Raw genomic sequence first — 25,236 nt, 5'->3', positions numbered from 1 at the left:
CCAGGCTGGTTCACAAAAACCAGCCTGGAAACAGGCTTTGCTTTTACCAGTCAATCTCAGGTAAACCGTGCTCGCGCAGATAAGCGTTGGCTTTGCTGAAATGGCGCGTCCCAAAGAAGCCCTTATCAGCGGCGAAGGGCGATGGGTGGGCTGCCTTTAACACCAGGTGCTTTTTCTCATCAATGATGAGGCCTTTCTTCTGAGCGTAGGCCCCCCACAACAGAAACACCACGTGTTCTTTCAGATCAGAGACTTTCTTGATAACGGCATCGGTGAACTCTTCCCAGCCCTTCTTCTGGTGGGAACCGGCCTGGTGCGCACGTACGGTGAGCGTGGCATTAAGCAGCAATACCCCCTGCTCTGCCCAGCGCTCCAGGTTGCCAGAGCGCGGAATAGGTTTACCAAGATCTGCCTCTATCTCTTTAAATATGTTCAATAGAGAAGGTGGGGTTCTGATTCCTTCAGCCACTGAGAAAGCCAGGCCGTTGGCTTGCCTTGGGCCGTGGTACGGGTCCTGGCCTAGGATGACTACGCGCACCTGGTCGAAGGGGCATTCATCAAAGGCATGGAAAATCTGCTTGCCCGGCGGATATACTTCAGCTGTACTGTATTCCGATTTCACAAACTCAATCAGGTTCTGGAAATAGGGTTTCTCAAACTCATCCTGGAGTACCTGTTGCCAGCTACTTTCAATTTTTACCTGCATAAGGGAGGTATAGGTTAACGGTTTTTGCGTATTTTTACTTTAGAATCCGGCTGGTCAAACTAAATGGCCAGAAAGCCTGTTCCCAATATACCAAAATAAGGCACGCATGGATACGAAAACAACCCAAGGAGTCACTGTCAACGTCACGACAAATTATCTCCCTGACTATTCCAGTCCGGCCCAGCAGCACTTTGTCTTCGCCTACAGGATCACTATCCAGAACAACAGCGAATTTACGGTAAAGTTATTACGCCGCCACTGGCACATATTTGATTCCAACAACGAGGTACGCGAGGTAGAGGGCGAAGGTGTGGTAGGCCAGCAACCGGTGCTGGAACCCGGCGAGAGCCACCAATACGTTTCGGGCTGTAACCTCAAAACCAGCATCGGGAAAATGGCGGGTACTTACCTCATGGAGCGACTGGTAGACGGCCGGCAGTTCTACGTGACCATCCCGGAGTTCACGCTCATTATTCCTTACAAGTTAAACTAATCCCGCTTCTGGCTTTGCAGCACGCCGCCATGATCTACAGGTACGCCTCCTTCTGGTGGCGTTCAGGGAATGCGCATGGTCTGCACTCCCCTTTCGTTTTCAACCTCTATTGTCATATCATCCATCACGAGGGGCATTTCCCGGCGTATGATGCCGTGGAAAGCCTGCGCGAGAATTTGCTGCAGAACCAGACGCTGCTGCAGGTCACCGACTTTGGGGCCGGTTCCCACACCAGCACTACCCGCCAGCGGAAGATTGCCGATATTGCCCGCACCGCCGCCAAGCCTGCGCGGCTTGGGCAGTTGCTGTTCCGGCTGGCCAACCACTTCAAACCCGCCACCATTCTGGAGCTGGGCACTTCTTTGGGGCTGACTACCAGCTATCTGGGCCTGGCCCGTAAAACCGCTGACCTGTACACCTTTGAGGGCTGCCCTGCCATTGCCGCGGAGGCCCGGAAGAACTTTAAAAAGCTAGGGCTGGAGAAGGTACAACTGGTAGAGGGCAATTTGGATGTGACGCTTTCCCAAACCTTAGCCAGCTTGGAAAAGGTGGATTTTGTATTCTTTGACGGAAATCATCGGTACGAGCCTACCGTGCGGTACTTTGAAGTGTGCCTTGCCAAAGCCCACGAAGGCAGCGTCTTTATCCTGGATGACATTTATTGGTCAGGCGAGATGGCGCAGGCCTGGAGAGAAATAAAGCAGCACCCGCAGGTACTGCTCACTGTAGACCTTTTTTACCTGGGCCTGGTTTTCTTCCGGACTAACCAACCCAAACAGCACTTTACCTTAAGGTTTTAATCCGCTTAATATAAAAATCAAAAACCCGTTTAGGAGCTGATTTCTGCAAAACAGCTCCTAAACGGGTTTTCTTGTTCTAACCGGAGTTATCCTTTTTCTACCGGATAGCTTCTCTGATTCTGATCAGCTGGCGCATCAGACCTTCTAATTCGGCCAGGGGCAGCATGTTAGCTCCGTCTGAGCGGGCAGTGAGCGGCTCTGGATGGGTTTCAATGAACAGACCATCGGCACCTACCGCAATGGCGGCTTTGGCGATGGTCTCAATCAAGGCTGGGCGGCCGCCGGTTACCCCTGAGGTCTGATTAGGTTGCTGCAGGGAATGGGTAACGTCCATGACCACCGGCACCTGGTTTCCGCGCATGATGGTGATGTTGCGGAAATCCACTACCAGGTCTGAGTACCCGAAGGAGTTGCCCCGATCCGTCAGGATCACATTGGGATTGCCGGATTCCTGGATCTTCTCTACGGCAAACTTCATAGACTCCCCTGACAGGAACTGACCTTTCTTGATGTTCACCACTTTGCCGGTCTGGGCCGCCGCGATGAGCAGATCGGTCTGGCGGCACAGGAAAGCCGGGATCTGCAGCACATCCACGTACTCAGCGGCCATGGCAGCCTCGTGGGTCTCGTGGATATCCGTTACCGTTGGGATACCGAAAGTTTCGCCCACTTTGGCCAGGATCTTCAGGGCTTTCTCGTCTCCGATGCCGGTGAAAGAGTCTTTTCTGGAGCGGTTAGCCTTGCGGTAAGATCCCTTGAAAATTAAGGGAATCTGCAGGCGGTCAGAGATCCGGACCAGCTCCTCGGCAATGCCCATGGCCATTTCCTCGCCTTCAATGGCGCAAGGGCCGGCCATCAAAAAGAAGTTGCCCGACTCTGTATGCTTTAGTTTGGGAATGTTAATCGTCATATGGTAAAAAGAATAGGTCTTGAGAATTAGCTTCTAGAAGTACTCAACAAATACTGAAAGATCCTTTTGGGGTTGTTTTCATAAAATCGGGCCCAAAACCAATTAGACGGTTTCGCCAATTATCTGGATGCTCGGCCTGATTTTCCCTTCGGCTCAAAAGTACAGAATTCTACGCGATAAACTGCGGCTTGGGTCGGCGCTCCAACTCTATAAACAGCTCTCTTCCCTGCCGTGGCTTGATGGAATTGGTGCAAGGCTCAAAGCGCAGGAACTGGAAATACGGCTCAAAGTAAGCCTGGTACTCTATCGCTGAGCCTCCGAACGGCGGACCAGGGTTCTGGAATTCCTCGGAGAAAAGGACACCGGCCAACCTGCCCTGCGGCTTTAGCACATCGAAAACCTGGCGGGCATAATTGGCGCGCAGGTTCCGAGCCAGGGCGCAAAAGAACGTCTGCTCCAATACCAGATCATACTGGCCCGGCGTTAAATGAAAGAAATCCTCCTGCAGTAAGTGGTCTGATGGAAAAGATGGTACCCGGGCCTGAAAGTTGGCCAGCGGTGATGCCGCGAAGTCAAGGAGGAAGACATTTGAGAAACCCTTCTGGTGCAGGTACTCGGCTTCGTAGCCGTTGCCGCCGCCCGGCACCAGGATACGGATACCCTTATCCGGCAGTTGGTCAATATAGGACTTTATTGGCGGGGTGATATCGCCTACATCCCATTGGGTGTTATTCTGCCTATACCTTTGCTCCCAATACGCGTGGTCTAAATTGTCTTTTTCACTCATGCCCGGAAGTAAGTATTTTACCCTCTTATTTGCAAAGGATAGATGAAAACGTATTTTTGTAAGAATAGGTAGTGCCTTAAAAACCCTAAACCACCTTCATCCGCTATGTCGACTGAAACACCCGAAAAGGATAGCAACCGCAAACTGTTAGTAGTAGGCCTCATCATTGTGCTGCTCAGCATTAACGGTATCCTTATTTACATGCAGCAACAGAAAACCCAGGAAAACGAGGAGCAGAAGGAAATTATCAAAGTAAAGAGCACTGAGCTGGAGAACCAGATCAAAGTCTACGAAGACCTGAAGGCCAGCTACGAGAAGCAAAGCGCCGAACTGAGCGCCATGGGCATCACCAACGACTCCCTGGAGTCAAGGATAGCAGCCATCAACGCAGACCTGGCGCAGCTCCGTTCGTTCAGAAACAGCTCTTTCACCGTAGCTGACCAGAGACGCTTCCAGCAGAAGGCCCAGAGCCTGGAATTGGCGCTTAAAAAGAAAGATGAAGAAGTGGCCAAACTCCACGATGACAATGAAGAACTGTTCACCGAGGTAAAAGGCCTGAAAACCACTCAGAACAAACTCACCGATTCCATTACCACCCTGGCCACTGACAAAAAAGCGCTGGAGGAAAAAGTGAGCCTAGCCTCCAAACTGGAAGCCCAGAACATCATGGTTTCTGTCATCAACGCCAAGGGCAAAGAGAAAGAAGACACTGAGGAAGAATACAAAGCCAAGCGTGTAGACAAAATCAAGCTTTCTTTCCGGTTAGGCAAGAACGAAGTGGCCCCCAAAGAAAGCAAAGAGATCCTTATGCGCCTTATTGAGCCAGACGGGTCGGCGCTGTACAACCTGGCTACTGGTTCCGGCACCTTTGAGTTTGAGGGCAAAGAGCAGTTCTACACCGCCAAGCGCGACATCGTGTTTGACAACACCCAACAGCAGGTTTCCTTCATCTACTCCAAAGGCACCCCATACAAAACCGGCAAGCACCTGATTGAGATCTACGCCGACGGTTACCTCATTGGGACAACCTCTTTCACGTTGAAATAGCCGCTTCTACCTTACATCATAAAAAAGAGCCCCGAAACGTTGGTACGTTTCGGGGCTCTTTTTTATGATGTAAGGTGCTGAATGAGTGATTGAATGATTGAGAGAATGTTGGCAATCATATTCTCTCGATCATTCAATCACTCATTCTCTCACTAGTCTACCATCACTCTCCGGTCCTGGATTACTTTGAAGTTCTCAATCATTCTGATGGCCTCCGGAATATCCTCTGAGAAGATAGTGATGAAGGAGTTGCGCTCGGCGTGCTCCAGCGCGTAGGCGATGGCCACCATTTCCTGACCGATTACCTTATATGGTTTGTTAGGGTCTACCTGTTCAATGCCCTGGATCACGTAATGGTTGATTTCCTCGGCGGTGCGGCCCCGCAGGTCTTTGTCTGACCTAATGATGATTTCATCAAACATCTGCGCCGCCATTTTACCCAGTTCCACCATGTCCTCGTTGCGGCGGTCACCTACGCCAGCCACAATACCCACGCGCTTGCGGGCATCCACGTTCTGCAGGAAGTCGGCTACCCCTTTCATCCCGGCCGGGTTGTGGGCGTAGTCTACCAGCACCTCAAAGGTCGGGAACTTGAACAGGTTCATTCTGCCCGGAGTCTTGGTGGCCGATGGCAGGAACGTACGCAGCGCCGTCTTGATCTCTGATATCTCAAAGCGGGAAACATACCCAGCAAGCGTAGCGGCCAATACGTTCTCAATGTTGAACTTGGCGCGCCCCCCGAAGGTGAGTGGGATATCGGCTACACGGTCTACCCGTATTTTGTAGGTGTTTTTGAAAATAGAGATGAAACCGTTCTCAAATACGGCCGCCAAACCACCCTCGGCCACATGCTTCAGGATGCGCGGGTTGTTCTCATCCATACTGAAGAAAGCCACCTTACATTCCAGTTCCTTGGCCATGTTGAAGACGTTGTCATCATCGGCGTTGAGGATGGCGTAGCCGGTTTTGCTTACGCTTTTTGGCACCACGGCTTTCACGCGGGCCATGTCCTCCAGGGTATTGATATCACGGAGGCCCATGTGGTCTTCGGCTACGTTGGTTACAATGCCAATGTCGCATTGCTGGAAACCTAAGCCTGAGCGCAGCATCCCGCCCCGGGCGCACTCTAATACCGCGAAGTTCACGGTAGGGTCCCGCAACACAAACTCGGCGCTTTTAGAGCCCGTGGTGTCGCCTTTCTCCAGAAGTGTATCCTGGATGTATATGCCGTCTGTGGTAGTGAAACCAACCTGGTAGCCCACCGATTTCACCATATGCGCAATGAGGCGGGTAGTGGTAGTTTTGCCGTTGGTACCCGTAATAGCGATTATCGGAATACGGGAAGGGCAATTGTCCGGGAAGAGCATTTCGATTACCGGATCGGCTACGTTGCGGGGCAGGCCCTCTGTAGGTGATACGTGCATCCGGAAGCCGGGCGCGGCATTCACCTCAATCACGGCACCGCGTGCTTCAGGCAATGGGATGGCAATGTCTGAGGTCACTACGTCAATCCCGCAGATGTCCAGACCAATGGTGCCGGCAATCCGCTCGGCCATCAGAACGTTGTAGGGGTCAATCAGGTCGGTCACGTCGGTGGCGGTACCACCGGTAGAGAGGTTGGCGGTGCTTTTCAGGAAGAGCTGCTCCCCTGCGGGCACAACGGTATCCAAGGTGTAGCCTTTCTTCTCCAGCATGCCGTAGGTGTCTTTGTCCACTGTGATGCGGGTGAGCACCTTTTCGTGGCCTACCCCGCGGCGAGGATCGCTGTTGACCTGGTCAATGAGTTGCTGCACGGTAGAGGCGCCGTCGCCCACCACCATGGCAGGAGTGCGCTTAGCCGCCGCCACAAACTTCTTGTTCACCACCAGTAACCGGAAATCATAGCCTTCTATGAACTGTTCTACGATGACGGCTTTGTCAGCCTTGCAGTACTGCAGGGCTACCTCAAAGCCAGCCACGGCATCTTCCCAGTTCCGGATATTGATACCGGCGCCTTTGCCATGATTTCCGTCCAGGGGTTTGGTCACAATGGGGTACCCAAGCCACTGGATAGCGTCCCTGAGTTCTTCTACGGTGTACACGATCTCTCCTTTGGGCACCGGTACGCCAGCCTCGGCCAGCATGTCTTTGGTGGCGCTCTTATCGCCGGCGATCTCCACGGCAAAAGCAGCCGTGCGGCAGGTCATAGTGGCCTGGATGCGCTTCTGGTGCACGCCGTAGCCTAATTGAATAAGAGAGCTTTTGTTCAGGCGGATATAAGGAATGCCCCGCGCCACCGCCTCAGAGACGATGGAATAAGTGCTTGGCCCGATGTGTTCATCTTCGCGGATTTCGTGCAGTTCCTCTACATCCGGGGTAATGTCATATGGTTCATTTCTGGCGAGGGCCGTGGTGACCCTGATGGCTGCCTCCGCCGCATACTCCCCTGCTTTCTCTTCCTGGTAAGAAAATACCACGTATTCAAAACCTGGCTGCGGGGCGGGGTAAGTACGGCCGAAGCCTGAGTTCATGCCGCCCAGGGTTTGCAGCTCCAATGCCACGTGCTCCACTACATTGCTCAGCGGTACGCCTTCTTCTCTTACTCTTCTCAGGTAGCCTCCCTCCTGGCCTTCGGTGCTACGGTGCAGGACCATTCCGGGGAACATGGTTTCCAGCCTGTCAGGGAAACCGGGGATATCGGTGGTGAGCACCCCGGCAAATTCATCCATGTCCAGTTTGAGCACTACAATTTTGGGGTGTTTTACAGACCAATAGTTTGGTCCTCGCATAATGCGTAGTTCAGCGATTTTCATAGATTGTTTAATCTAATATGAATGCGGCGATTTTGAATAGTTAAAAAATTTCCAGCGTGTACGTATCTCCTTTTCCCAGAAGATGCACCTTTAGGTCTCTCATGGTGACAGGAACACCTTCCTCCACCTCATATATATTGGTATGCGTACTGCCGCGGCCATCTACAATTACCACCAGGCCACTTCCTATTACTTCAAGTTCTTTTCCTTCTTTCACTACTATTCCGGTGTCTTCCTCCAGCCCCACCCCAATAAAAGTTGGGTTGGTGGCCAGCATCTGCGCCATACGTACTATACGGCCCCGGGTTATAAAATGGGTGTCAATGGCCACATCATTCAAAAGCTCCAGACCAGCTGTAATACTCACCGATCCTTTGATGAAGCCAGCCCCGCTCATACCCTGGTAGATCATCTGGGTTGACATGGCGGCCGCTCCAGCACTGGTGCCGCCCACCACCAAAGAATCGTTGTAATACCGTTCTTTAATCAGGCGCATGAAATCCGTTCCACCCAGAATAGAAGTAAGCTTGAGTTGGTCGCCGCCTGTGAACATGATTCCGGCCGCTTTCTTTACCAACTCTATGTATTCTTCTTTACAGGCATCTTCCCGGTTGCGAATATCCACCACTTCCACGTTTTTCACCTTGAGATCATGGAAAACCTTCACATAAGAAGGCCCCAACTCTTCTGGTAAAGACGATGCCGTAGGAATAACCAGCACCAAAGGATTTCTTCCTTTCAACTCTGTTACAAACCGACTGAGAATCTCAGTCTTTTCAAAGTTGGCATTTTCTGAGTTCATGGACTCATCCTCCGGCTCGTCTCCTTTATTTTCTGCACCACCTATGGCAATCAATGTTCCACTAGGCACCTTACCCTCAATAGCTTGCCTTAAATTATCGGTTTTAGACCCTGCTTTATCTGTTTGTTTTTTGCTCATGTTCCTGCAATTATCAATTGCCAGAGCCAAAAGTTTCAGCTTTTATTTTTGTTTTACCTATTTCTTTTAAAGGGAAATTGAAAGCTGTTTAACCTAATATGGTCCTGGCGGATGTCTCGGCATACGCATAACCAAGCCAAAAGATTACAGAATTAGAATATATAGGATTTACCGTAAAAAAAGCTGCGGAAACTACTTAGATGAAGGTTAAGTGCAGCTCAAAAATAAAGTATATACTAAATTATACGTATAAGTTTAAAAAATGTGTAATAAACCCCAGCTAAAATGCGGCAAGATTCACAATTTGTTATATTACTATACTTTACACCCAAACCGGCACTTGCTGGTATGGTTAGGTAATTCTGTCTTTTATTGGCTTTAATTTGCGAAGTGAATCAAGGGTAATTGATAATGAGTTACTTACTGTAATTAGGTGCACTTAATGGCAAGCTATATAAATTTATATAGAAGGATAAAACAAAATACAGAATATCTCTATTAAAGGAAGAGGCAAATAATAAAGGCAAATAAATAGGGGATGAATTAGAAGGGTGTTCCGGATTGTATGGCCTGAATTGTTTTGCCCTAGCCTGACTTGGAGGAATAGCCCGGTTATGTAGAAGAGACGTTTTGGGCCTGAAAACAGAAAAGCCTGCTCAAAATGAGCAGGCTTTTTCAGGAGAGGTAACGAGCGGATTCGAACCGCTGTACGAGCTTTTGCAGAGCTCTGCCTAGCCACTCGGCCACGTTACCGTGATTGGGAGTGCAAATATAGACAGGAATTAATACGGTCACAACCCTGACGCAACTTTTTTCAAAAAAGGTGTAAAAAAAAGAGCCTCCTTGCGGAGGCTCTTTCCAAATCTGGTAGTTTCCTACCTATGAATTACTCAGCAGATTCAGTTGTGTCAGCGTCAGCAGCATCGGTAGACTTGCTAGCACGGGCCTGAGCGGCAGCGGCTAATTTTTTCTCACCGGCTTCTTTTTCGCTTTCCATCATCTGGTCTTTCAGAGCAGAAAGGGCATCCAGGTCACCTAAAGTAGAACGTACTTCTTCTTTCTTAGGAGTAGCTGGGGCTGCGGCAGCTTTAGGGGCGCCAGCAGCAGGAGCATCTTTCTTCTCAAACTTCTTACGCTTGGCGTCTTCTGGCTGGGCAGTGTGAACGGCAGTGTGCGACAAGATGATCTTACGATCTTCTTTAGAGAACTCAGTTACTTTGAATTCTACTTGCTCACCAGCTTCAACCGGAGAACCGTCTTCTTTCACCAAACCTTTAGGGAAGGCGAATCCTTCAATACCGTAAGGCAGTTCCAGGGTGGCACCACGGTCAGATTTCTCCAACACGGTTGCTTTGTGCGTAGAACCTACGTTGAATACGGTAGCGAAAGTATCCCATGGGTTCTCTTCCAGTTGTTTGTGACCAAGGGCCAGACGACGGGCAGCAGCATCAAGCTCCAGAACCACTACGTCTAATCTGTCACCAACTTTCACGAACTCAGAAGGGTGTTTGATTTTCTTAGTCCAGGACAGGTCAGACACGTGAACCAGACCGTCTACACCTTCTTCCAGTTCAATGAACAGACCAAAGTTTGTCAGGTTTCTAACCACACCAGTGTGCTTAGTTCCAACTGCGTATTTGGTCAATACATCTTCTTTGGTCCAAGGATCTTCGGTCAATTGCTTAATGCCCAGAGACATTTTGCGGTCATTGCGGTCCATTGTCAACACAACAGCCTCAATCTCGTCACCTTGCTTGATGAAGTCTTGTGGGTTGCGCAGGTGCTGAGACCATGACATTTCTGATACGTGGATCAAGCCTTCTACGCCTGGCATCAGTTCTAAGAACGCACCGTAATCTGCTACGTTCACGATCTTGCCACGTACGCGTGAGCCAACTTCCACTTCGGCAGGAAGAGCATCCCAAGGGTGAGCAGTCAATTGCTTCATGCCCAAAGAAATACGTTTCTTGTCGTCGTCGAAATCCAACACTACCACGTTTACTTTCTGGTCTAGCTCCAACACCTCTTGCGGGTGGTTGATGCGTCCCCATGAAATATCGGTGATGTGCAACAGACCATCTACACCACCCAGGTCGATGAACACACCGAAGTTGGTCATGTTTTTGATCACACCTTCCAGAACCTGACCTTTTTCCAGGTTGTTCAGGATAGCGGCGCGCTGCTGCTCCAGATCTTTCTCGATCAGGACTTTGTGCGATACTACTACGTTATCAAAAGCGGCGTTGATTTTCACCACTTTCACTTCCATCTTACGACCTACATAAATGTCGAAGTCGCGGATAGGCTTCACATCGATTTGTGAACCTGGTAAGAAGGCTTCTACGCCATACAGGTCGGTGATCAGACCACCTTTGGTTCTGCGTTTCACTACACCTTCCAGTACAGTGTCGTTCTCCAAAGCGCCGTAGATCATCTCCCACGCTTTCACGATTTTGGCTTTCTTGCGGGACAGGATCAATTGGCCGTTAGGGTCTTCCTGGTCCTCAATGAATACCTCCACCTCGTCACCGATTTTCAGGTCCGGCATGTCGCGGAATTCTGAAACCGGTACCAGTCCATCGGACTTGAAGCCGATGTTCAGGATCACGTCGCGATCGGTGATACCAACAACGGTACCTTTGATCACTTCCTCTTCCTGAACGGTGTTCAGGGTGTCGGCATACATTTGTTCCATCTCAGCACGCTCTGCAGGAGAGTACGCGCCGCCGAAACCCTGAGACTCAAATTTGCCCCAGTCAAAATCTTCTAAATTTGCCATATTGCTATGCTGGTTCACAAAATATAACGACATGGCACAGAACCACTTGCCAAGCCGTAGCTTATTTTACATCCCTTTCCCAGACATTGGGCCAGGGGCATTCACCTTGAACGCGGCGCAAAGGTACAAAAACCTCTTCCGCTATCCAAGATTTGCGCCCACACTTCTGGAAATCTCTTTGAAAACCAATTACATTGAGAAAGCCCTATAAATGAAAAGCCGTTTTAAGCCCCTTTTCAGAAAAGGAGGCCTAAAACGGTTTTAGTTAACCTTAAACAAAATTCAACTTGCGGTAGCTATCCCGCAGAAACTGCCAACAAGGAGAGAATCTTAAATTCAGGGTTTTAGACCTGTTTTCAAAGAAAAAGGCGCTAAACGCTTCCTGCTTTTAAGTGAACTCTTTTAGTTTTTATTTCTAAGCTGGTTGAGAACATGCTGTTCCTTCTCCGCAGCAAGGGTGATTAAGATCACCCCGTTCTCTCCCTGCTTTTTAAACCGCTTTTCGGCCTCAGCCCCCTTCAAGACATTAATAGATTTGATCCATTCTGGGTTCAGGCTGGAGATGGCTTCTTTGCTCACGGCCACTTCCCCGGCTTTGGTTTGGATAAAGTACAAAGGGTCAGCCATGGTTTTGCCTTCTCCACCGTCTAACCGTATGTTCTTCTCCGCAGCAGCTGTGTATTTGGGGTCCTTTAAGGTTTGCAGGAAAGTGCGCTCCTGCGCTGGCTTTATCTCAATCAGGATTACACCGTCTTTGCCCTCTGGCCCGAACTGGTCTACCGCATTCTTGTCTTTCAGCACCGTGATGGATTCAATCCACTCCTTATCCATTACCTGGATAGCCGCAGCAGAAAGAGGCACGTTGACCGAATCAGTTTTCAGGAAGTACAGGGGACTTGCTTTGGCTTCCTTCACGTTGGCAGCCTTTTCTTTGGCAGGGACAACCTGGGCCTCTGCAGCAAAGGGCAGCAAACCGGCTGCCAAGAACAAGCCTAATACAATAGGTTTATACATAAGGGTAATTTTAGTCAATTTCTAGGCTCTGGCGCGTTCGGCCAAAAAAGGAATCCAGACGTGGTCTGTGTCCTGGATACTGTCTCTGAGGAACGATACCAGCGAGGGCTTGTAAGGTTTCCGGGAAAGTTTCATGGAAACTTCTTCGGGGGTGCGGTCTCCTTTCTTGGAGTTGCAGCGGGCGCAGGCGGTGATAAGGTTGTACCAGGTGCTCTCTCCGCCGCGGGACCGGGGCACCATGTGGTCTAGCGTGAGATTTCTGGTAGAGCCGCAGTACTGGCACTGGTTGCGGTCACGGCGCATGATGTTCTGCCGCGTAAGTGAGATGCCTTTGTAGGGCATGCGCACGTAGCGATGCAGCCGAATCACCAGAGGTCGGGGAAAGGCTTGCCGCACCGTGCGCAACACATTCAACTGATCTTCCGCAATGAGTTCTGCTTTCTGGAGATAAATCAAGACAAATGCCTTGTGCAGACTGCACGTGGCAATGGCGGAGTAATCTTGATTAAGTAAGAGTACCTTATCATTCATACGAATTCCTGCTCAGTAGATCCTTCCGTAAGTTACGTAAAATAACGCAACAACAGATTTTACTAACTGATTTTCAGGGATTCGTGTTGCAAATTTTATCTCAACTCACCTGGTTTGAGGCTGAATTTTAACTTTTTTGAGGCTCGGTACTTAAAGTCTACTGGCTAAGGTGTTCCAGTTTATTCTATAAATGATTACAGACTAACAACCAGAAACCTGCGTAGCAAATCCACAAATAATCCTCGGCAAAAAAAGAGAAGCTTGAATTAGTCAGGGAGGATTCTTTTGATGATGCGCAGTTTGTGGGAATAGCGCTTACGCTCTCGGTTGTAGATGCCGTGGTGGTCCAGTTGGTCAATGCGCACTTCGCCGGAGGCGTGGATAATGCGTTGGTCTTCCAGCACAATGCCCACGTGCACAATGCGGCCTTCCTCGTTGTCAAAGAAAGCGACATCACCGGGGCGGGTCTGGGTCACGAAATGCACTTCCTGCCCATGGACAACCTGCTGGTAGGCATCGCGGCGGAGCTGGTGGCCACACACCCCGTACACCTGTTGCACAAACCCGGAGCAGTCAATCCCGAAGATAGATTTGCCGCCCCACAGGTAAGGCGCGCGCAGGAACTGCAGGGCTATTTTTTGCAGGAAATTCTCGCGGTAAGGCAGATTGGGGTTGGAGGCCCGGCCGTTGTAGAGCATGCGCTCCTCTCCTACCCTAATGCTCATCCCGTCAAAGAAAGGCAACACACTTCCCATCCCAATAGGCGTAATTCCCTCCTCATTGCTCACAGTCTGCACAAGGTCTATAGAACGGGAATGGCTGGTATTGCGCCACTCCTGGAAATAAGCATCAGAAACAGGGAAATGCTGCTTGAAATCAATCCAACCTTCGTAGTCATCGGCGGCGTTCCTTACCTGTATCCACTTTTCCTGGGTCTGCAGCACCTCATAGCACTCGCCAAAAACCAATTGGGTGATCTGTTCGCTTTTATCAGAAGGCTCCCGGCGCACCGGCACCAGACTCAATTTACAAATCCCGAAGTTCAAGGTGATAATTAAGAATTAGGAATGAAGAATTAAGAATTAGGATTATAAATTAAGAACTACAGAAAGGAGAAATGAAAAACTTTAATGATTCTTAATTCCTAATTCTTAATTCCTAATCGAACGATTTTGGTGCTTTCAGCGCTAGTATCGTTCGCGGGCCATTTCGCGCTTGACGTCGCGCTCTTTGATGTCTTCGCGCTTGTCATAGAGCTTTTTACCTTTGGCCAGGGCGATCTCCACCTTCGCGAAACCGCGGTCTGAGATAAAGAGCCGGGTGGGGATGATGGTGACCCCTTGCTCCTGTGCCCCCTCCTTCAGCTGTTTCAGCTCACGTTTGTTCAAGAGCAGCTTGCGGTCGCGGGTGGGTTCGTGGTTGTAGTGGGTACCCTCGGTGTATTTGGAGATGGTGATCTGGTGCAGGAACAATTCATTGCCGTGGAAGGTGCAGTACCCGTCAGACAGGTTCACCTTTCCTTCCCTGATAGATTTGATCTCGGTGCCGCGCAGCATGATGCCGGCGGTATACTTCACTAGAAACTGGTATTCATAGGATGCCCGCCGGTTTGAGATATTTACCGTTTTCTGCAGCCTGTCTTTCTCTTTTGATTTCGCCATTTAGTTTCTACTGTTCTTCAAAAGTCGGTGGATCTTCTCTTTTTTCAAAATTTTTTGGCCGGTTTGCCCGGAGGCCACCAGCCGCTGACCAGCCTTTACGGTGATGTCACAGCGTAGTTCGTTCTGTTGCAAGGTCTTGAAAACGGCCTCCACAATTAAGGTCTCGCCTTCAAAAGCGGGGCTGTGGTGGTCAATGTGTACCATGGTGCCAATGCCTTCCTCATCTTCATCCTTCATCTCCAGCACAAAAAGCCTTGAGGCCCATTCCATGGCCTGCGCCAGCGCGAAGGTGGAACAGACCGGGTGCACCAGCCCCGCTTCAAACTGTGCAAAATCAGCCTCGGTTACGGGCTTGTGGTACGTTTTGGAATCTCCTTCCTGAAAGGGGTTCTGCATATTTTCGTTTTTCCGGGAACGAAGATTAAGAATTTCTACGCATATTCAACCCCGTCCGGCTAAATATCAACCCTTGCCATGAAAATGTATTTGCTTTCACTGCCCCTGCTCTTGGGTACGACCCTAACGTTGGCCCAGGCCAAAACCGACAAACTTCTGACCCGTCTTTTGGAAGAAAACCCTGCCAACTTCAAGACTTTGCTCGCTGATCCGGAGAAATACAGAATCCAGATCCTCTACACCCAGATTGACCGCGACAAAAACAACAAGCCTTCTTTCAAGACTTACCATTACCGGGTAAACGCGCAGGAATACTTCAATCCGGCCAGCACCGTGAAACTGCCCGCGTCCCTCATGGCGCTGGAGAAAATCAACACGCTAAAGGTGCCCGGCCTGAATAAGGAAACCACCATGCTTACCGACAGCGCCTACCAGGGGCAGACCAAAGTGCTACAGGATTCCACCTCGGCCACAGGCTTTCCGTCCATCGCGCACTACATTAAGAAGATCCTAGTCACCTCTGACAATGACGCCTACAACCGCCTCTATGAATTCCTAGGCCAGGAGCCCCTGAACGAAGGCCTTAAAGCGAAAGGCTATAAAAGCATCCGGCTGCCCATCAGGCTGTCCAGGTTTTTGCCAATTGAGCTGGACAAGTACACCAACCCGGTGCGTTTTATGCAGAACGGAAAGGTGATTTACCAGCAGGGCATGGTGAAAAGCAGCAAAGACTACAAGAACCCCACCCCCATTCTCCTGGGCAAAGGCAACATGACCAACGATGACAAACTGGTGATGGAGCCCCGTGATTTTGCCTTTTCCAACACCTTTGCCCTGGAAGACCAGCACCTGATGCTGCGGGCGCTGCTGTTCCCTGAGTCGGTACCGGCCCAGAACCGTTTCAACCTCACCCCCGACGATTACCGGTTCCTGTACCAGTACATGTCCCAATTACCGCGCGAGACAGCTTACCCTCAGTACCCCGAAAAAGAATACCCCGATGCCTTTGTGAAGTACCTACTCTTCGGCGGACCTCCCCGCACGGAGAGAATCCCGGACCACATCCGCATCTTCAACAAGATTGGCCAGTCGTTCGGGTTCCTGACGGACAATGCCTACGTGGTGGATTTCAAAAACAACGTGGAGTTCCTGCTCACCGCCACCGTACATGTGAATGAAGACGGCATCTATAACGACGGCAAGTATGAGTACGATGAAATTGGCTTCCCTTTCCTGCGCGACCTGGGCCAGGTGGTGTATGACCATGAACTGCAGCGCAAAAGAAAGCACGCGCCAGACCTGAGCCGTTTCAGGCTCGTTTATGACAAAACCGCCCAAAACTAAGTAAGACGGCCCCACCTGATAGACCAGGTGGGGCCGTCTTACTTTAAGGAGGAAAGTCCTTAGTGGCTTCCGGCAGAGTTACCGCTTATATCGCCTCCGTCCTCGGAGCTGATATTACCTCTGCGGCCAGTGCCGCTGGGCGTAGTGCCCGGTGCTTCGCCGGTATGCGGATTTGTGGCAGGCACATCGCCGCGCAGCGGAGCGCCTTCACCGGGGGCCTTGGTTTTGCCGGAGCTTGGGTTGCCTAATTTATCTTTACGATCGTCTCGGTTCTTATTCGTTTCGTTTGCCATCTTCTTTAAGATTAAAGTGATTACTCAATACCTTATTTCATACGGAATGGCAGCAGAACAGATACCTTTTTATAGATAGAACAGCAGGTGGCAGCATTTAAATGCTACAAAAGCCACCGCCATTTTTAAGCTCCTTTTCCAAAAACAGGCCTAAAACAAGGCATTTGCCATTTCTGCCTTATCAGATAAAACCCGATCTCAGATAGTCTTAATTGGCTTTGGATTCCCTTTCAGCTCAAAGGCATGGCTTCGCCGATGTCCAGGATTCTGAGTTTTCCCGGAATCTCCCCCTGGGCCTCCAGGCGTTTGAGCCAGCGTACCGGCTCCCCGAGGGGTTCATCAGACAAATCAAACGTGCCGAAGTGCATGGGCACCAGGGTACCGCCTTTGAGGTCTTTGAACGCCTGCACGGCCTCGGCGGGGTTGGTGTGGCTGGGCTGCATGATGAAAGCCGGGTTATAGGCCCCCACCCCCAGAATACAGGTGTCTATCCGGGGGAACAGCTTCTGGATTTCTTTGTAATGCTGATCGTACCCAGAATCGGCGCCAAAATACAAGGTATAGGTTGGGGTCTGCAGCATAAAACTGCCCCACAGGATCTTGTTGTTGTCCGTCATGCCGCGCTTGTGCCAGTGGTAGGCCGGTAGGTAAAACACCCGGGGACCGTTCTTCTTAGTCTGGTATTCCTGGTACCAGCCGGCTTCCTGCACCGGGTTAGATGGCATCCAGCTCTGGATCAGGCTCTTCATCTTGAGGGATGTGAGCACGGTAAAGGAATGGGTTTTGGATAGTGTCTTGAGGCTGGTCTTGTCGCAGTGGTCAAAGTGGCCATGGGAAAGCAGCACGTAATCTATGTGCGGCAGCTCATGAGGCTGCACCGGGAAAGGCACTTTGCGCTTGAGCATGGAAACTCCGTAGAACAGCGGGTCGGTGAGGAACGTGACGCCGCCCAGCCTGATGAAGAACGTGGCGTGCCCCAGCCACACTATACCATCTTCTTTTCCTTGCAAAAAAGGCCTGGGGTCTCTTACCCCAGGTAGCCAGTTATCAGATTTTTTCTCCTCTCTCTGCGGGTTTTTGGTCAGTTTCCACCGCAAGGCCAGCAGCATGGACTGGTTTCCCTGCTTGAATTCCCCTACAAAGCGGCCATCATTAAGTGGGTTGCCTTTCCAATCGTTTCGGATGACCCTAAGATCGGGGTTCAATAAAAAGCTTTGTGTCATGTTAAATTATACTGAACTAAGATTTCCAACCCGGCACACCTTACTCCACAGGGGCTAAATTAACGCAAAAAAGTTGATAACCCATTTAAATAATTGTACCTACATACTTATGCCTCAGCCAATTAATCCATTCTAACTATTGGATTCTACGCCAGAATCTATAAATTATAACCAAATCATTTCCCTCACTACAAATCCCAACGCACATGAAAAAACTCTACAGATTGCTTTTGTTCTTTTGTGCTTTCTGCTGCATGGAGGAACTGGCAGCCCAGGAACGGCAGATTACCGGCCGGGTACTGTCTTCCGCCGACGGCACACCCGTGATTGGGGCTAGTGTGGTGGTGAAAGGCACTACCAGCGGCACCAACACCGATGCCTCCGGGAATTACACCGTGTCTACCACCGCTGCCGCCACTACCCTGGTGGTTTCTTTTATTGGGTTCACCACGCAGGAAGTACCCATCAACGGCAGAACCTCCATCACCGTTTCCCTGGTGCCGGACGTGCAGCAACTGAATGAAGTGGTAGTGACGGCCTTCGGGCGGGAGCAGGAGAAAAGAACCCTGGGATACTCGGTGCAGGAAGTAGGCGCCGAGCAGATTGCCCAAACCCGCAACCCCAACGTGGTAAACTCACTGCAGGGACGGGTGGCCGGGGTGCAGGTGCTGGGCACCGGGGGTACGCCGGGCGCTGGTTCCCGCATCCAGATCAGGGGCATCAACTCCCTCTCGCCGGGAGCCAATAACCAGCCTTTGTTCGTGATTGACGGGATTCCTATCAGCAACGAGACCATTGCCGGTAACCAGCTGCCCAGCGCGGGTACCGTGGCCACCGCCGAAGCCGGCGGAAATGAGCAATCCTTCGCGTTCACCAACCGCGCCGCCGATATCAACCCCGAAGACGTGGAAAGCATGACGGTGCTGAAAGGGGCCGCGGCCACCGCCTTGTACGGTTTGCGGGCGGCCAACGGCGCCATCATCATCACCACCAAGAAAGGCCGGGCAGGTGCAACCACCGTTAACTTCAGCACCAACTTTGGGGTAGATGAAATCAACAAGACGCCGGAATACCAGACCAAATACCGCGAAGGGTTGGGGGGCCGCCTCAGGGTTACCTCAGCCGGCGCGCCTAACCGTTTCCAGACCTTCGGGCCGCTCATCACCGATGAACCCTTCTATGACAACTTCAAGAACTTCTTCCAGACCGGTACCCGCTTTGATAACAACCTCAGCGTATCGGGCGGGAACGAGAAGGCCACTTTCCATACCTCAGCTTCGCATTACAACCAGGAAGGCATCGTGCCCAACTCAGACTGGAAACGCACCACTGTGAAATTAGGCGGGAACGTGAACTTCTCTGAGAAATTCGCGGTGAACGGTACCGTCAGCTACAGCCAGTCGGGCGGGAATAAAGCAGCCTCTGGTGACAAAGGCATCATGTCAGCGCTCACCTATCACACCACCACCTTTGACGTGAATGATTACATCAACCCCGACGGTACCATGAAGGTGTATGCGCCCGGCGTTATTGATAATCCGCGTTACCTCGCGGAGAACAGCACCCTGAAAGACGATGTGAACCGCGTCATAGGGAACATAGGGTTCAACTATGATTTCCTGCCCTGGCTGCGCTTCAACTACAAATTAGGCGCCGACGTTTACAGCGATAACCGCACACGCCTGGTGCCGGGTCCTATCTTCCAGGGTGCGCCCACGCTGGACATCGCGGCCGGTACGGGGGGCTTTATCATTGAAGAGCGGGTCAATTACCGGGAGATCACGTCCAATGCCTTTTTGACCGCCGAGCACTCTTTCTCAGAGAACCTCAATGCCTCCCTTATGCTGGGAAACAGCATTGAGAACCAGGCCTCAGATATCCTCAACACCCGCGGTGAGCGCTTCACGGTTCCGTTGTTCTACCATTTGTCCAACACGGCCAACATTTTTACCACCAACGCCATCAGGGACCGGCGCCTGATTGGGGCCTTCTTTGACGCCAAAGTAGATTACCGCAACATGCTGTTCCTGAACGTGACTGGCCGCAATGACTGGACCTCTACCCTGCCCAAAAAGAATCGCTCGTTCTTCTACCCATCGGTGAGCACCAGCTTTATCTTCTCTGAACTGCTGGGACTGGAGGATAACCGGTTCTTTAATTTCGGGAAAGTGCGGGCCTCCTGGGCCGAGGTAGGAAAAGACACCCAGCCTTACCAGGTGGGCACTTACTTTGGCGCGGCCACAGGATTCCCCTTCGGTAACCGGAACGGCTTTGTGGTAAGCACCGCCGTGGGTGACCCCGAACTGAGACCCGAAACCACCACTTCCATTGAATTCGGATCTGAGCTGCACTTCTTCCAGAGCCGCTTAACCGTAGACGCCACTTATTACCGGTCCAGAAGTAAAGACCAGATCATACCGGTGCCTACCAGCGTAACGGCTGGTCTGCTCAGCTATACCACCAACGCCGGCGAGATCCAGAACACCGGGGTAGAATTGCTGGTATCGGGCACCCCGGTGAAGATCAATGAATTTTCCTGGGACGTGGTGCTGAACTGGTCCACCAACAAAAGCAAGGTGCTTTCCATTACACCTGCCGTGCCGGAGATCATCTTCCAGGATGACCGCATCATGAACAAACTGGTGGTGGGCGGCTCGGCCGGCGACCTGTACGGCCGTCCTTTCCTGCGCGATGACCAGGGCCGCCTCATCATCGGGACCAACGGCTTACCTACCTTGAGCCCGGCCACGCCGCTGATCAAGGTGGGCAATGCTTTACCAGACTGGCAAGGCGGTATCACCAACACCATCACCTGGAAAGGCCTGAGCTTGACGGCGCTCATTGACATCCGCCAGGGCGGCGACGTTTATGACGTAAGTTTGCGAAATCGCATCAGAAACGGGATTGACATTAGAACGGAGAACCGCTACCAGCAGATCATCTTCAACGGGGTAAACGCCAACGGCGAGCCGAACACCATTCCGGTGGTGCTTGATGAAAATTTCTACCGCAACGGGAACAGTTTCAATGATGCCTCAGACGTGCTGCTCCAGGATGCCTCCTGGGTGCGCCTCCGCAACGCCCAGCTTTCCTACACCCTGCCGGCCAGCGTGATTGGTAAATCGCCTTTCAAGAGCATTCGCCTGAACGTGACCGGCAACAACCTTTTCCTGATTACGCCATTTGAAGGTTTTGACCCCGAGACCCCCACCTATGGCTCTGGCAGCAATGCCCTGGGTTATACCGGCTACGGCATCCCGGCGGTGAGAAGCTACACCTTTGGCCTGAATGTAACCCTTTAATCCCCCTACAGACTATGCTACATATTTCCAGAAAATACATAAAAATCGGGTTGATGGCATTGCTCCCGCTGGCGGGATGTGACTCATTCCTGGACGTGAACGACGATCCTAACCGGGCGAATACGGTGAGTTCAGACGCGCTGCTCTCCCCCATTCAGGTATCCACCGCCGATGCGCACTACCAGTTGGGCCAGTACACCAGTTTGTTTTCGCAGCAGCTGGCCGCCTACACCTCGGGTCCGCAGATCGCCGACCGGCATATTGATGTACGGGTGAACACCGCCTGGAACACCATTTACCTGCACAACCTGAACAACCTGCATTTGCTGGTGCAGCAGGCGGCTAATGAAGGCTCTTCTTACTATGTGGGCATTTCAAAGGTGCTGCAGGCCCTGAACCTGGGCTTACTCACCGATACCTGGGGCGACGTACCTTTTTCCAATGCCTTTCAGGGTCCGGCCGAGCTGACGCCCCAGTACGACACCCAGGAACAGCTGTACACCACCATCCAGACCTTGCTGGACGAGGCCATTGTAGAGCTCCAGAAGCCTAACTCCACCCTGAAGCCCGCCGCCGATGACCTGATCTACGGCGGAAGCACCGCCAAATGGATCAAAGCCGCCAACGCTTTGAAGGCCCGCTACACCATTCACCTGGTGGAAAAGCAAGGCACCTCTGCCGCCAACGCCGCCCTAGGCTATGTGGCCAAGGCCTTCTCTTCCAACGCCGATGACATGCAGGTGATCTTCAACGACCGCAATCTGAACCCTTGGAACCGGAATATCGCCATAGGCACCACCACGGGTAACTTCATTGTGGCCCCATCGCAGACCTTGATTAACCTGCTGAACGGAACCGCCATCCCGGGCCTGGTAGATCCCCGCTTGCCGCTTTTGGCAGACAGAGGCACCAGCGTGGCTCCGTACGCCGGTTACCGGAATGGCGCCGGCACCGGCGGCAATACCAACATCACCGCCAACACTTTCTACGCCAAGCCGGCTTCTCCCCTTTTAATGGTGACGTACAGCGAGATGAAGTTTATTGAGGCCGAGGCCCGTTTCATCGCCAACGGGGGCACCGCTTCCTCTACCGGCAGCACCGAAGAAGCTTATCAAGCTTACCTGGCGGGCATCAGGTCGCACATGGATAAACTGGGTGTGGCCGCCACGGACCGCGAGGCTTACCTCAGTAACCCCCGTGTGGCGGTAGGGGCTGCCAACCTCACCTTGTCCCTGATCATGAAGGAGAAGCTCATTGCGCTCTACCTCAACCCTGAGGCCTGGGTGGATGTGCGCCGGTACGACTACTCACCGGACATTTACCCCGGCATGGCCCTGCCCGCCGAGCATAACCCGGCCCTGAACGGCCAGTTCATCCGGCGGGTACTTTACCCAGAATCTGAGGCAGCCCGCAACGCCGATGAGGTTGCGAAAGCCACCAAAGGCCTGGCCGAAAGAATGTGGTGGGATCAATAAAAGCGCAAAAACCTAAAGACATGAAAAGAATCATCAGCTATATCTTCCTCCTGGTCCTGGGTTGTACTGCCCTCACCTCCTGCTATGACGAGCCCGATTTCATCAAGGACAACACCACCCCCACGGGCAAAGGCAGCGTGCCGGTGAGCGGCAATGACCTCATAGACTTGGCCAACGGCCGCATCACCATCTCTACCTCGGCCACGGCCCCTAACAGCTACGCCTCCGGCGAACTGATTTCCTTTGAGTTGGGCTTTTTCTCAGAAAGTCCGGTGAAGGAGATCAACGTGTACGAGACCATTGGCGCGGGCACCCGCACCAAAGTGCAGACCATTCCCTACAAACCTGCCTTTTCTGCCACCGACCGCCTGGACACGCTCATCATCAACTACACCGTGCCGCAGGCCCCCAGCAGATCAGTCATCAAGGTGGAAACAGAGATCCTGAATGAAAACGGACTGAACCTCATCCGGACGTTCTACGTGCAAGTGGGTCTGGCCCAACCCACCATTGCGGTGAAGAGTGTTCTCAATGTGCCTTCCAACGGCGTCACCGCCGAGGGGGACTCGGTGGTCTTCAACATCGCCCTGAATGAAAGCACAGCTGAACTGTACCGCCCGCTGGATTCCCTGAGGATTTATTCTACCGTGGAGGGCGAGGCCGAGCAGTTAGTCCGCCGGGAGGCGCTCACGGGCAACACCCTCACCCGGAACTTCGGCGTGAAAATCCCGGCGGGTACCGCGGGCAAGTCTATTACCTACCGCTTTGTGGTGGTATCCCGGAGACCCAAGCTGACAGCCTCGGCTTCATCTACCCTGCAGGTGAACAATCCCAGCCCGCTGTCTGGACAGGCTACCGGCATGGTGACTTTCGACAATGCAGCCCCGGATGCGGCCGCCTACAACCTGTTGACCCGCACCAATGTACCGGCCACCGGCAGTGATGCAGACAAGGACCTGGTGGTTACCTCGGCATCGGGTAGCGCCTTTACTTTGGGCAGCAAAAACGAGACGCGCTTTGTGAAATCCACGGCGGCGGTTTACAATGTGGCCAACCACAACTCCATTGCCTACCAGTATCTGCGGGGCAGCGCCACAGCCAGTGCCACCATTGCCAACGCCAGCGTGGGCGACGTGTACATTGCCAAGCTTAGAGGCCAGAACCAGTTTGCCATCTTCACCGTGACCAGCATCACCAAAGCCCCGGGCACCGGCTCTCCGGCTTCTATGAGTTTCACCGTGAAGTACCTGTAGTTTTAGCTCTGTTTTACAGAAAAGGCTCCCAAATGGGAGCCTTTTCTTTTAGCGAAGTGAATTATGCGGCGTGCCATTCACTTTGCTAAAAGAAAAGAGCCCGGGCCAGCATGAGTATTTTGCTGGCCCGGGCTCTTTAGCTAATCTATTTTGCGGGTACTTTCGGCAAAACAGACTTGAAACATTTTCTATTAATGAAAGAACAGGTACGCCAGCCAGATGGCCGCCACAATACCCACCAAATCGGCGATAAGGCCGCAGATAACCGCATAGCGGGTTTTCCGGATGCCCACGGAGCCAAAGTAAACAGCCAGGATGTAGAAGGTAGTCTCAGTAGAGCCCTGAATCACGGCAGCTACGTTCCCAACGAAAGAATCCACGCCGTAGGTTTTCATGGCATCCACCATCAGGCCGCGGGCGCCGCTGCCGCTCAGGGGTTTCATGAGCGCCACCGGAAGCGCCGGCACGAAATCGGTGTTAAGCCCCAGGAAGCCCACCAAGGCTCCAATTCCCTGCACCAGGATATCCAAAGCCCCGGATGCCCGGAACACCCCGATAGCCACCAGCATGGCAATGAGATAAGGGATAATGGAGATCGCCACCCCGAAGCCCTCTTTCGCGCCTTCAATAAAGGCCTCGTATACATTCACCTTCCGCACCAAAGCCAGCGCGATAAAGGAAATGATCACCGAAAACAGGATGATGTTACTGGCTACCGAGGAAATTAACGCAATTCTTTCCTGCGAGATGGTACTGAAATAATAGATCAGCCCTCCGATCAAAAGTCCCATAGTGCCCAGGTAAAGCAAAATCACCTTGTCCAGCAGGTTAATGCGCTGGTAAATGGCCACGGCCAGCAAACCGCCCAGCAAAGAGAAAAAAGTACCCAGCAGAATAGGAATAAACACCGCGGAAGGATCTACCGAGCCCATCTGAGCCCGAAACACCAGCACGCTTATAGGAATCAAGGTGAGGCCGGCGGTATTGAGCACCAGGAACATGATCTGGGCATTGGAGGCGGTATCTTCGCTGGGATTCAACTCCTGCAGCTCTTTCATGGCTTTCAACCCCAAGGGCGTGGCCGCGTTGTCTAAGCCCAGCATGTTGGCTGAGAAGTTCATCAGGATGGACCCGAACACCGGGTGGTTTTTGGGCACCTCGGGGAAAAGGCGGTTAAAAAAGGGACCCACGGCTTTCGCGAAAATGGCGATGATGCCACCGCGCTCCCCCACTTTCATGAGGCCCAGCCAAAGGGTCATGACCCCGGTAAGGCCCAGGGATATCTCAAAACCCAGTTTGGCGTTGTCAAAAGTACTGGTAACCAGTTGCTGAAAAACGGCGGTATCTTGTAAGAATATAAGTTTAAAGAGCGCAATGCAGAATGCGACCAAAAAGAACGCAACCCACAAATAATTTAAAACCATGCGTGATGAATGAGAGAATGAATGATTGAGAGATTGAGTGATTATTAAATTAGTGATTATTAAAAA

21 protein-coding genes and 1 tRNA gene are annotated in these 25,236 nt (G+C 51.9%); 7 read left to right on the top strand and 15 right to left on the bottom strand.

Features of this window, described 5'->3' with window-relative positions; translation table 11 throughout:
- Positions 1-43 precede the first annotated feature (43 nt).
- Positions 44-706 carry a uracil-DNA glycosylase gene (ung, locus tag J3P34_RS20710; RefSeq protein ID WP_210490531.1) on the bottom strand — a complete coding sequence of 221 codons (663 nt, stop codon included), beginning with the start codon at positions 704-706 and terminating at the stop codon, positions 44-46.
- A 106-nt stretch (positions 707-812) separates the two neighbouring features.
- Here ung and apaG point away from each other — a divergent pair, with 106 nt between their 5' ends.
- Positions 813-1,199 (top strand): Co2+/Mg2+ efflux protein ApaG, encoded by a 387-nt coding sequence (apaG, locus tag J3P34_RS20705; RefSeq protein ID WP_149091575.1) that lies wholly within the window; start codon positions 813-815, stop codon positions 1,197-1,199.
- Positions 1,200-1,228: 29 nt separating this feature from the next.
- Positions 1,229-1,999, top strand: a complete 771-nt coding sequence (locus J3P34_RS20700) for an O-methyltransferase (RefSeq protein ID WP_210490530.1) — start codon at positions 1,229-1,231, stop codon at positions 1,997-1,999.
- Between the two features lie 97 nt (positions 2,000-2,096).
- Here the strand turns inward: J3P34_RS20700 and kdsA are convergent, their stop codons facing one another.
- The gene (gene kdsA, locus J3P34_RS20695) at positions 2,097-2,909 is read right to left on the bottom strand and encodes a 3-deoxy-8-phosphooctulonate synthase (RefSeq protein ID WP_210490529.1); all 813 of its coding nucleotides are present in this window, start codon (positions 2,907-2,909) and stop codon (positions 2,097-2,099) included.
- Between the two features lie 169 nt (positions 2,910-3,078).
- Positions 3,079-3,696, bottom strand: coding sequence for a methyltransferase domain-containing protein (locus J3P34_RS20690; RefSeq protein WP_210490528.1), 618 nt, complete (start codon positions 3,694-3,696; stop codon positions 3,079-3,081).
- A gap of 105 nt (positions 3,697-3,801) precedes the next feature.
- Here J3P34_RS20690 and J3P34_RS20685 point away from each other — a divergent pair, with 105 nt between their 5' ends.
- Entirely contained in the window at positions 3,802-4,743 is a 942-nt protein-coding gene (locus tag J3P34_RS20685) for a hypothetical protein (RefSeq protein WP_210464567.1), read from the top strand.
- Between the two features lie 152 nt (positions 4,744-4,895).
- On the opposite strand, the gene cphA is transcribed toward J3P34_RS20685, so the two are convergent.
- From cphA to J3P34_RS20640, 9 genes are all read right to left on the bottom strand, one after another.
- The gene (gene cphA / locus J3P34_RS20680; protein ID WP_210490527.1) at positions 4,896-7,535 is read right to left on the bottom strand and encodes a cyanophycin synthetase; all 2,640 of its coding nucleotides are present in this window, start codon (positions 7,533-7,535) and stop codon (positions 4,896-4,898) included.
- Positions 7,536-7,575: 40 nt separating this feature from the next.
- Positions 7,576-8,475 carry a cyanophycinase gene (locus tag J3P34_RS20675; protein WP_210490526.1) on the bottom strand — a complete coding sequence of 300 codons (900 nt, stop codon included), beginning with the start codon at positions 8,473-8,475 and terminating at the stop codon, positions 7,576-7,578.
- 682 nt (positions 8,476-9,157) lie between these two features.
- Positions 9,158-9,228 (bottom strand) — tRNA-Cys (locus J3P34_RS20670).
- Between the two features lie 133 nt (positions 9,229-9,361).
- Positions 9,362-11,254, bottom strand: a complete 1,893-nt coding sequence (gene rpsA, locus J3P34_RS20665) for a 30S ribosomal protein S1 (protein ID WP_210490525.1) — start codon at positions 11,252-11,254, stop codon at positions 9,362-9,364.
- Positions 11,255-11,656: 402 nt separating this feature from the next.
- On the bottom strand, positions 11,657-12,268 hold the full coding sequence (locus J3P34_RS20660; RefSeq protein ID WP_210490524.1) for a hypothetical protein: 612 nt from the start codon (positions 12,266-12,268) through the stop codon (positions 11,657-11,659).
- 21 nt (positions 12,269-12,289) lie between these two features.
- A complete protein-coding gene (locus tag J3P34_RS20655) occupies positions 12,290-12,799 on the bottom strand; it encodes an HNH endonuclease (RefSeq protein ID WP_210490523.1) in 510 nt (169 codons plus the stop codon).
- A gap of 266 nt (positions 12,800-13,065) precedes the next feature.
- Entirely contained in the window at positions 13,066-13,845 is a 780-nt protein-coding gene (locus J3P34_RS20650) for a C40 family peptidase (protein ID WP_246853826.1), read from the bottom strand.
- 141 nt (positions 13,846-13,986) lie between these two features.
- Positions 13,987-14,460, bottom strand: coding sequence for an SsrA-binding protein SmpB (gene smpB, locus J3P34_RS20645; RefSeq protein ID WP_210490522.1), 474 nt, complete (start codon positions 14,458-14,460; stop codon positions 13,987-13,989).
- Positions 14,461-14,856 (bottom strand): thioesterase family protein, encoded by a 396-nt coding sequence (locus tag J3P34_RS20640; protein ID WP_210464560.1) that lies wholly within the window; start codon positions 14,854-14,856, stop codon positions 14,461-14,463.
- An 84-nt stretch (positions 14,857-14,940) separates the two neighbouring features.
- Between J3P34_RS20640 and J3P34_RS20635 the strand changes: the two genes are divergently transcribed.
- Positions 14,941-16,200 carry a serine hydrolase gene (locus J3P34_RS20635; protein WP_210490521.1) on the top strand — a complete coding sequence of 420 codons (1,260 nt, stop codon included), beginning with the start codon at positions 14,941-14,943 and terminating at the stop codon, positions 16,198-16,200.
- Positions 16,201-16,259: 59 nt separating this feature from the next.
- Here J3P34_RS20635 and J3P34_RS20630 read toward each other — a convergent pair whose 3' ends face one another.
- The gene (locus J3P34_RS20630) at positions 16,260-16,493 is read right to left on the bottom strand and encodes a hypothetical protein (RefSeq protein WP_210464559.1); all 234 of its coding nucleotides are present in this window, start codon (positions 16,491-16,493) and stop codon (positions 16,260-16,262) included.
- 230 nt (positions 16,494-16,723) lie between these two features.
- Positions 16,724-17,716 carry an MBL fold metallo-hydrolase gene (locus J3P34_RS20625; protein WP_210490520.1) on the bottom strand — a complete coding sequence of 331 codons (993 nt, stop codon included), beginning with the start codon at positions 17,714-17,716 and terminating at the stop codon, positions 16,724-16,726.
- Positions 17,717-17,922: 206 nt separating this feature from the next.
- Here J3P34_RS20625 and J3P34_RS20620 point away from each other — a divergent pair, with 206 nt between their 5' ends.
- From J3P34_RS20620 to J3P34_RS20610, 3 genes are read left to right on the top strand one after another with little or no spacing between them, the layout of a single operon-like run.
- Entirely contained in the window at positions 17,923-21,018 is a 3,096-nt protein-coding gene (locus J3P34_RS20620) for a SusC/RagA family TonB-linked outer membrane protein (RefSeq protein ID WP_210490519.1), read from the top strand.
- A gap of 53 nt (positions 21,019-21,071) precedes the next feature.
- Complete coding sequence (locus J3P34_RS20615) at positions 21,072-22,493, top strand: SusD/RagB family nutrient-binding outer membrane lipoprotein (protein ID WP_210490518.1); 1,422 nt, start codon at positions 21,072-21,074, stop codon at positions 22,491-22,493.
- Positions 22,494-22,513: 20 nt separating this feature from the next.
- A complete protein-coding gene (locus tag J3P34_RS20610) occupies positions 22,514-23,746 on the top strand; it encodes a hypothetical protein (RefSeq protein ID WP_210490517.1) in 1,233 nt (410 codons plus the stop codon).
- A gap of 191 nt (positions 23,747-23,937) precedes the next feature.
- On the opposite strand, the gene J3P34_RS20605 is transcribed toward J3P34_RS20610, so the two are convergent.
- Positions 23,938-25,170, bottom strand: coding sequence for a nucleoside recognition domain-containing protein (locus tag J3P34_RS20605; protein ID WP_210490516.1), 1,233 nt, complete (start codon positions 25,168-25,170; stop codon positions 23,938-23,940).
- Positions 25,171-25,236: the final 66 nt, after the last annotated feature.

Source organism: Rufibacter aurantiacus (assembly GCF_017916345.1).
Taxonomy (GTDB): Bacteria; Bacteroidota; Bacteroidia; order Cytophagales; family Hymenobacteraceae; genus Nibribacter; species Nibribacter roseolus.
This window is presented reverse-complemented; position numbering and strand designations above follow the sequence as displayed.

Coding starts and splice junctions, on each gene's coding strand:
- apaG (WP_149091575.1), top strand. CDS start 813: ATGGATACGAAAACAACCCAAGGAGTCACTGTCAACGTCACGACAAAT.
- J3P34_RS20635 (WP_210490521.1), top strand. CDS start 14,941: ATGTATTTGCTTTCACTGCCCCTGCTCTTGGGTACGACCCTAACGTTG.
- J3P34_RS20620 (WP_210490519.1), top strand. CDS start 17,923: ATGAAAAAACTCTACAGATTGCTTTTGTTCTTTTGTGCTTTCTGCTGC.
- J3P34_RS20655 (WP_210490523.1), bottom strand. CDS start 12,799: ATGAATGATAAGGTACTCTTACTTAATCAAGATTACTCCGCCATTGCC.
- J3P34_RS20625 (WP_210490520.1), bottom strand. CDS start 17,716: ATGACACAAAGCTTTTTATTGAACCCCGATCTTAGGGTCATCCGAAAC.
- J3P34_RS20685 (WP_210464567.1), top strand. CDS start 3,802: ATGTCGACTGAAACACCCGAAAAGGATAGCAACCGCAAACTGTTAGTA.
- kdsA (WP_210490529.1), bottom strand. CDS start 2,909: ATGACGATTAACATTCCCAAACTAAAGCATACAGAGTCGGGCAACTTC.
- smpB (WP_210490522.1), bottom strand. CDS start 14,460: ATGGCGAAATCAAAAGAGAAAGACAGGCTGCAGAAAACGGTAAATATC.
- J3P34_RS20675 (WP_210490526.1), bottom strand. CDS start 8,475: ATGAGCAAAAAACAAACAGATAAAGCAGGGTCTAAAACCGATAATTTA.
- J3P34_RS20605 (WP_210490516.1), bottom strand. CDS start 25,170: ATGGTTTTAAATTATTTGTGGGTTGCGTTCTTTTTGGTCGCATTCTGC.
- J3P34_RS20640 (WP_210464560.1), bottom strand. CDS start 14,856: ATGCAGAACCCCTTTCAGGAAGGAGATTCCAAAACGTACCACAAGCCC.
- rpsA (WP_210490525.1), bottom strand. CDS start 11,254: ATGGCAAATTTAGAAGATTTTGACTGGGGCAAATTTGAGTCTCAGGGT.
- ung (WP_210490531.1), bottom strand. CDS start 706: ATGCAGGTAAAAATTGAAAGTAGCTGGCAACAGGTACTCCAGGATGAG.
- J3P34_RS20660 (WP_210490524.1), bottom strand. CDS start 12,268: ATGTATAAACCTATTGTATTAGGCTTGTTCTTGGCAGCCGGTTTGCTG.
- J3P34_RS20630 (WP_210464559.1), bottom strand. CDS start 16,493: ATGGCAAACGAAACGAATAAGAACCGAGACGATCGTAAAGATAAATTA.
- J3P34_RS20615 (WP_210490518.1), top strand. CDS start 21,072: ATGGCATTGCTCCCGCTGGCGGGATGTGACTCATTCCTGGACGTGAAC.
- J3P34_RS20700 (WP_210490530.1), top strand. CDS start 1,229: ATGATCTACAGGTACGCCTCCTTCTGGTGGCGTTCAGGGAATGCGCAT.
- J3P34_RS20690 (WP_210490528.1), bottom strand. CDS start 3,696: ATGAGTGAAAAAGACAATTTAGACCACGCGTATTGGGAGCAAAGGTAT.
- cphA (WP_210490527.1), bottom strand. CDS start 7,535: ATGAAAATCGCTGAACTACGCATTATGCGAGGACCAAACTATTGGTCT.
- J3P34_RS20610 (WP_210490517.1), top strand. CDS start 22,514: ATGAAAAGAATCATCAGCTATATCTTCCTCCTGGTCCTGGGTTGTACT.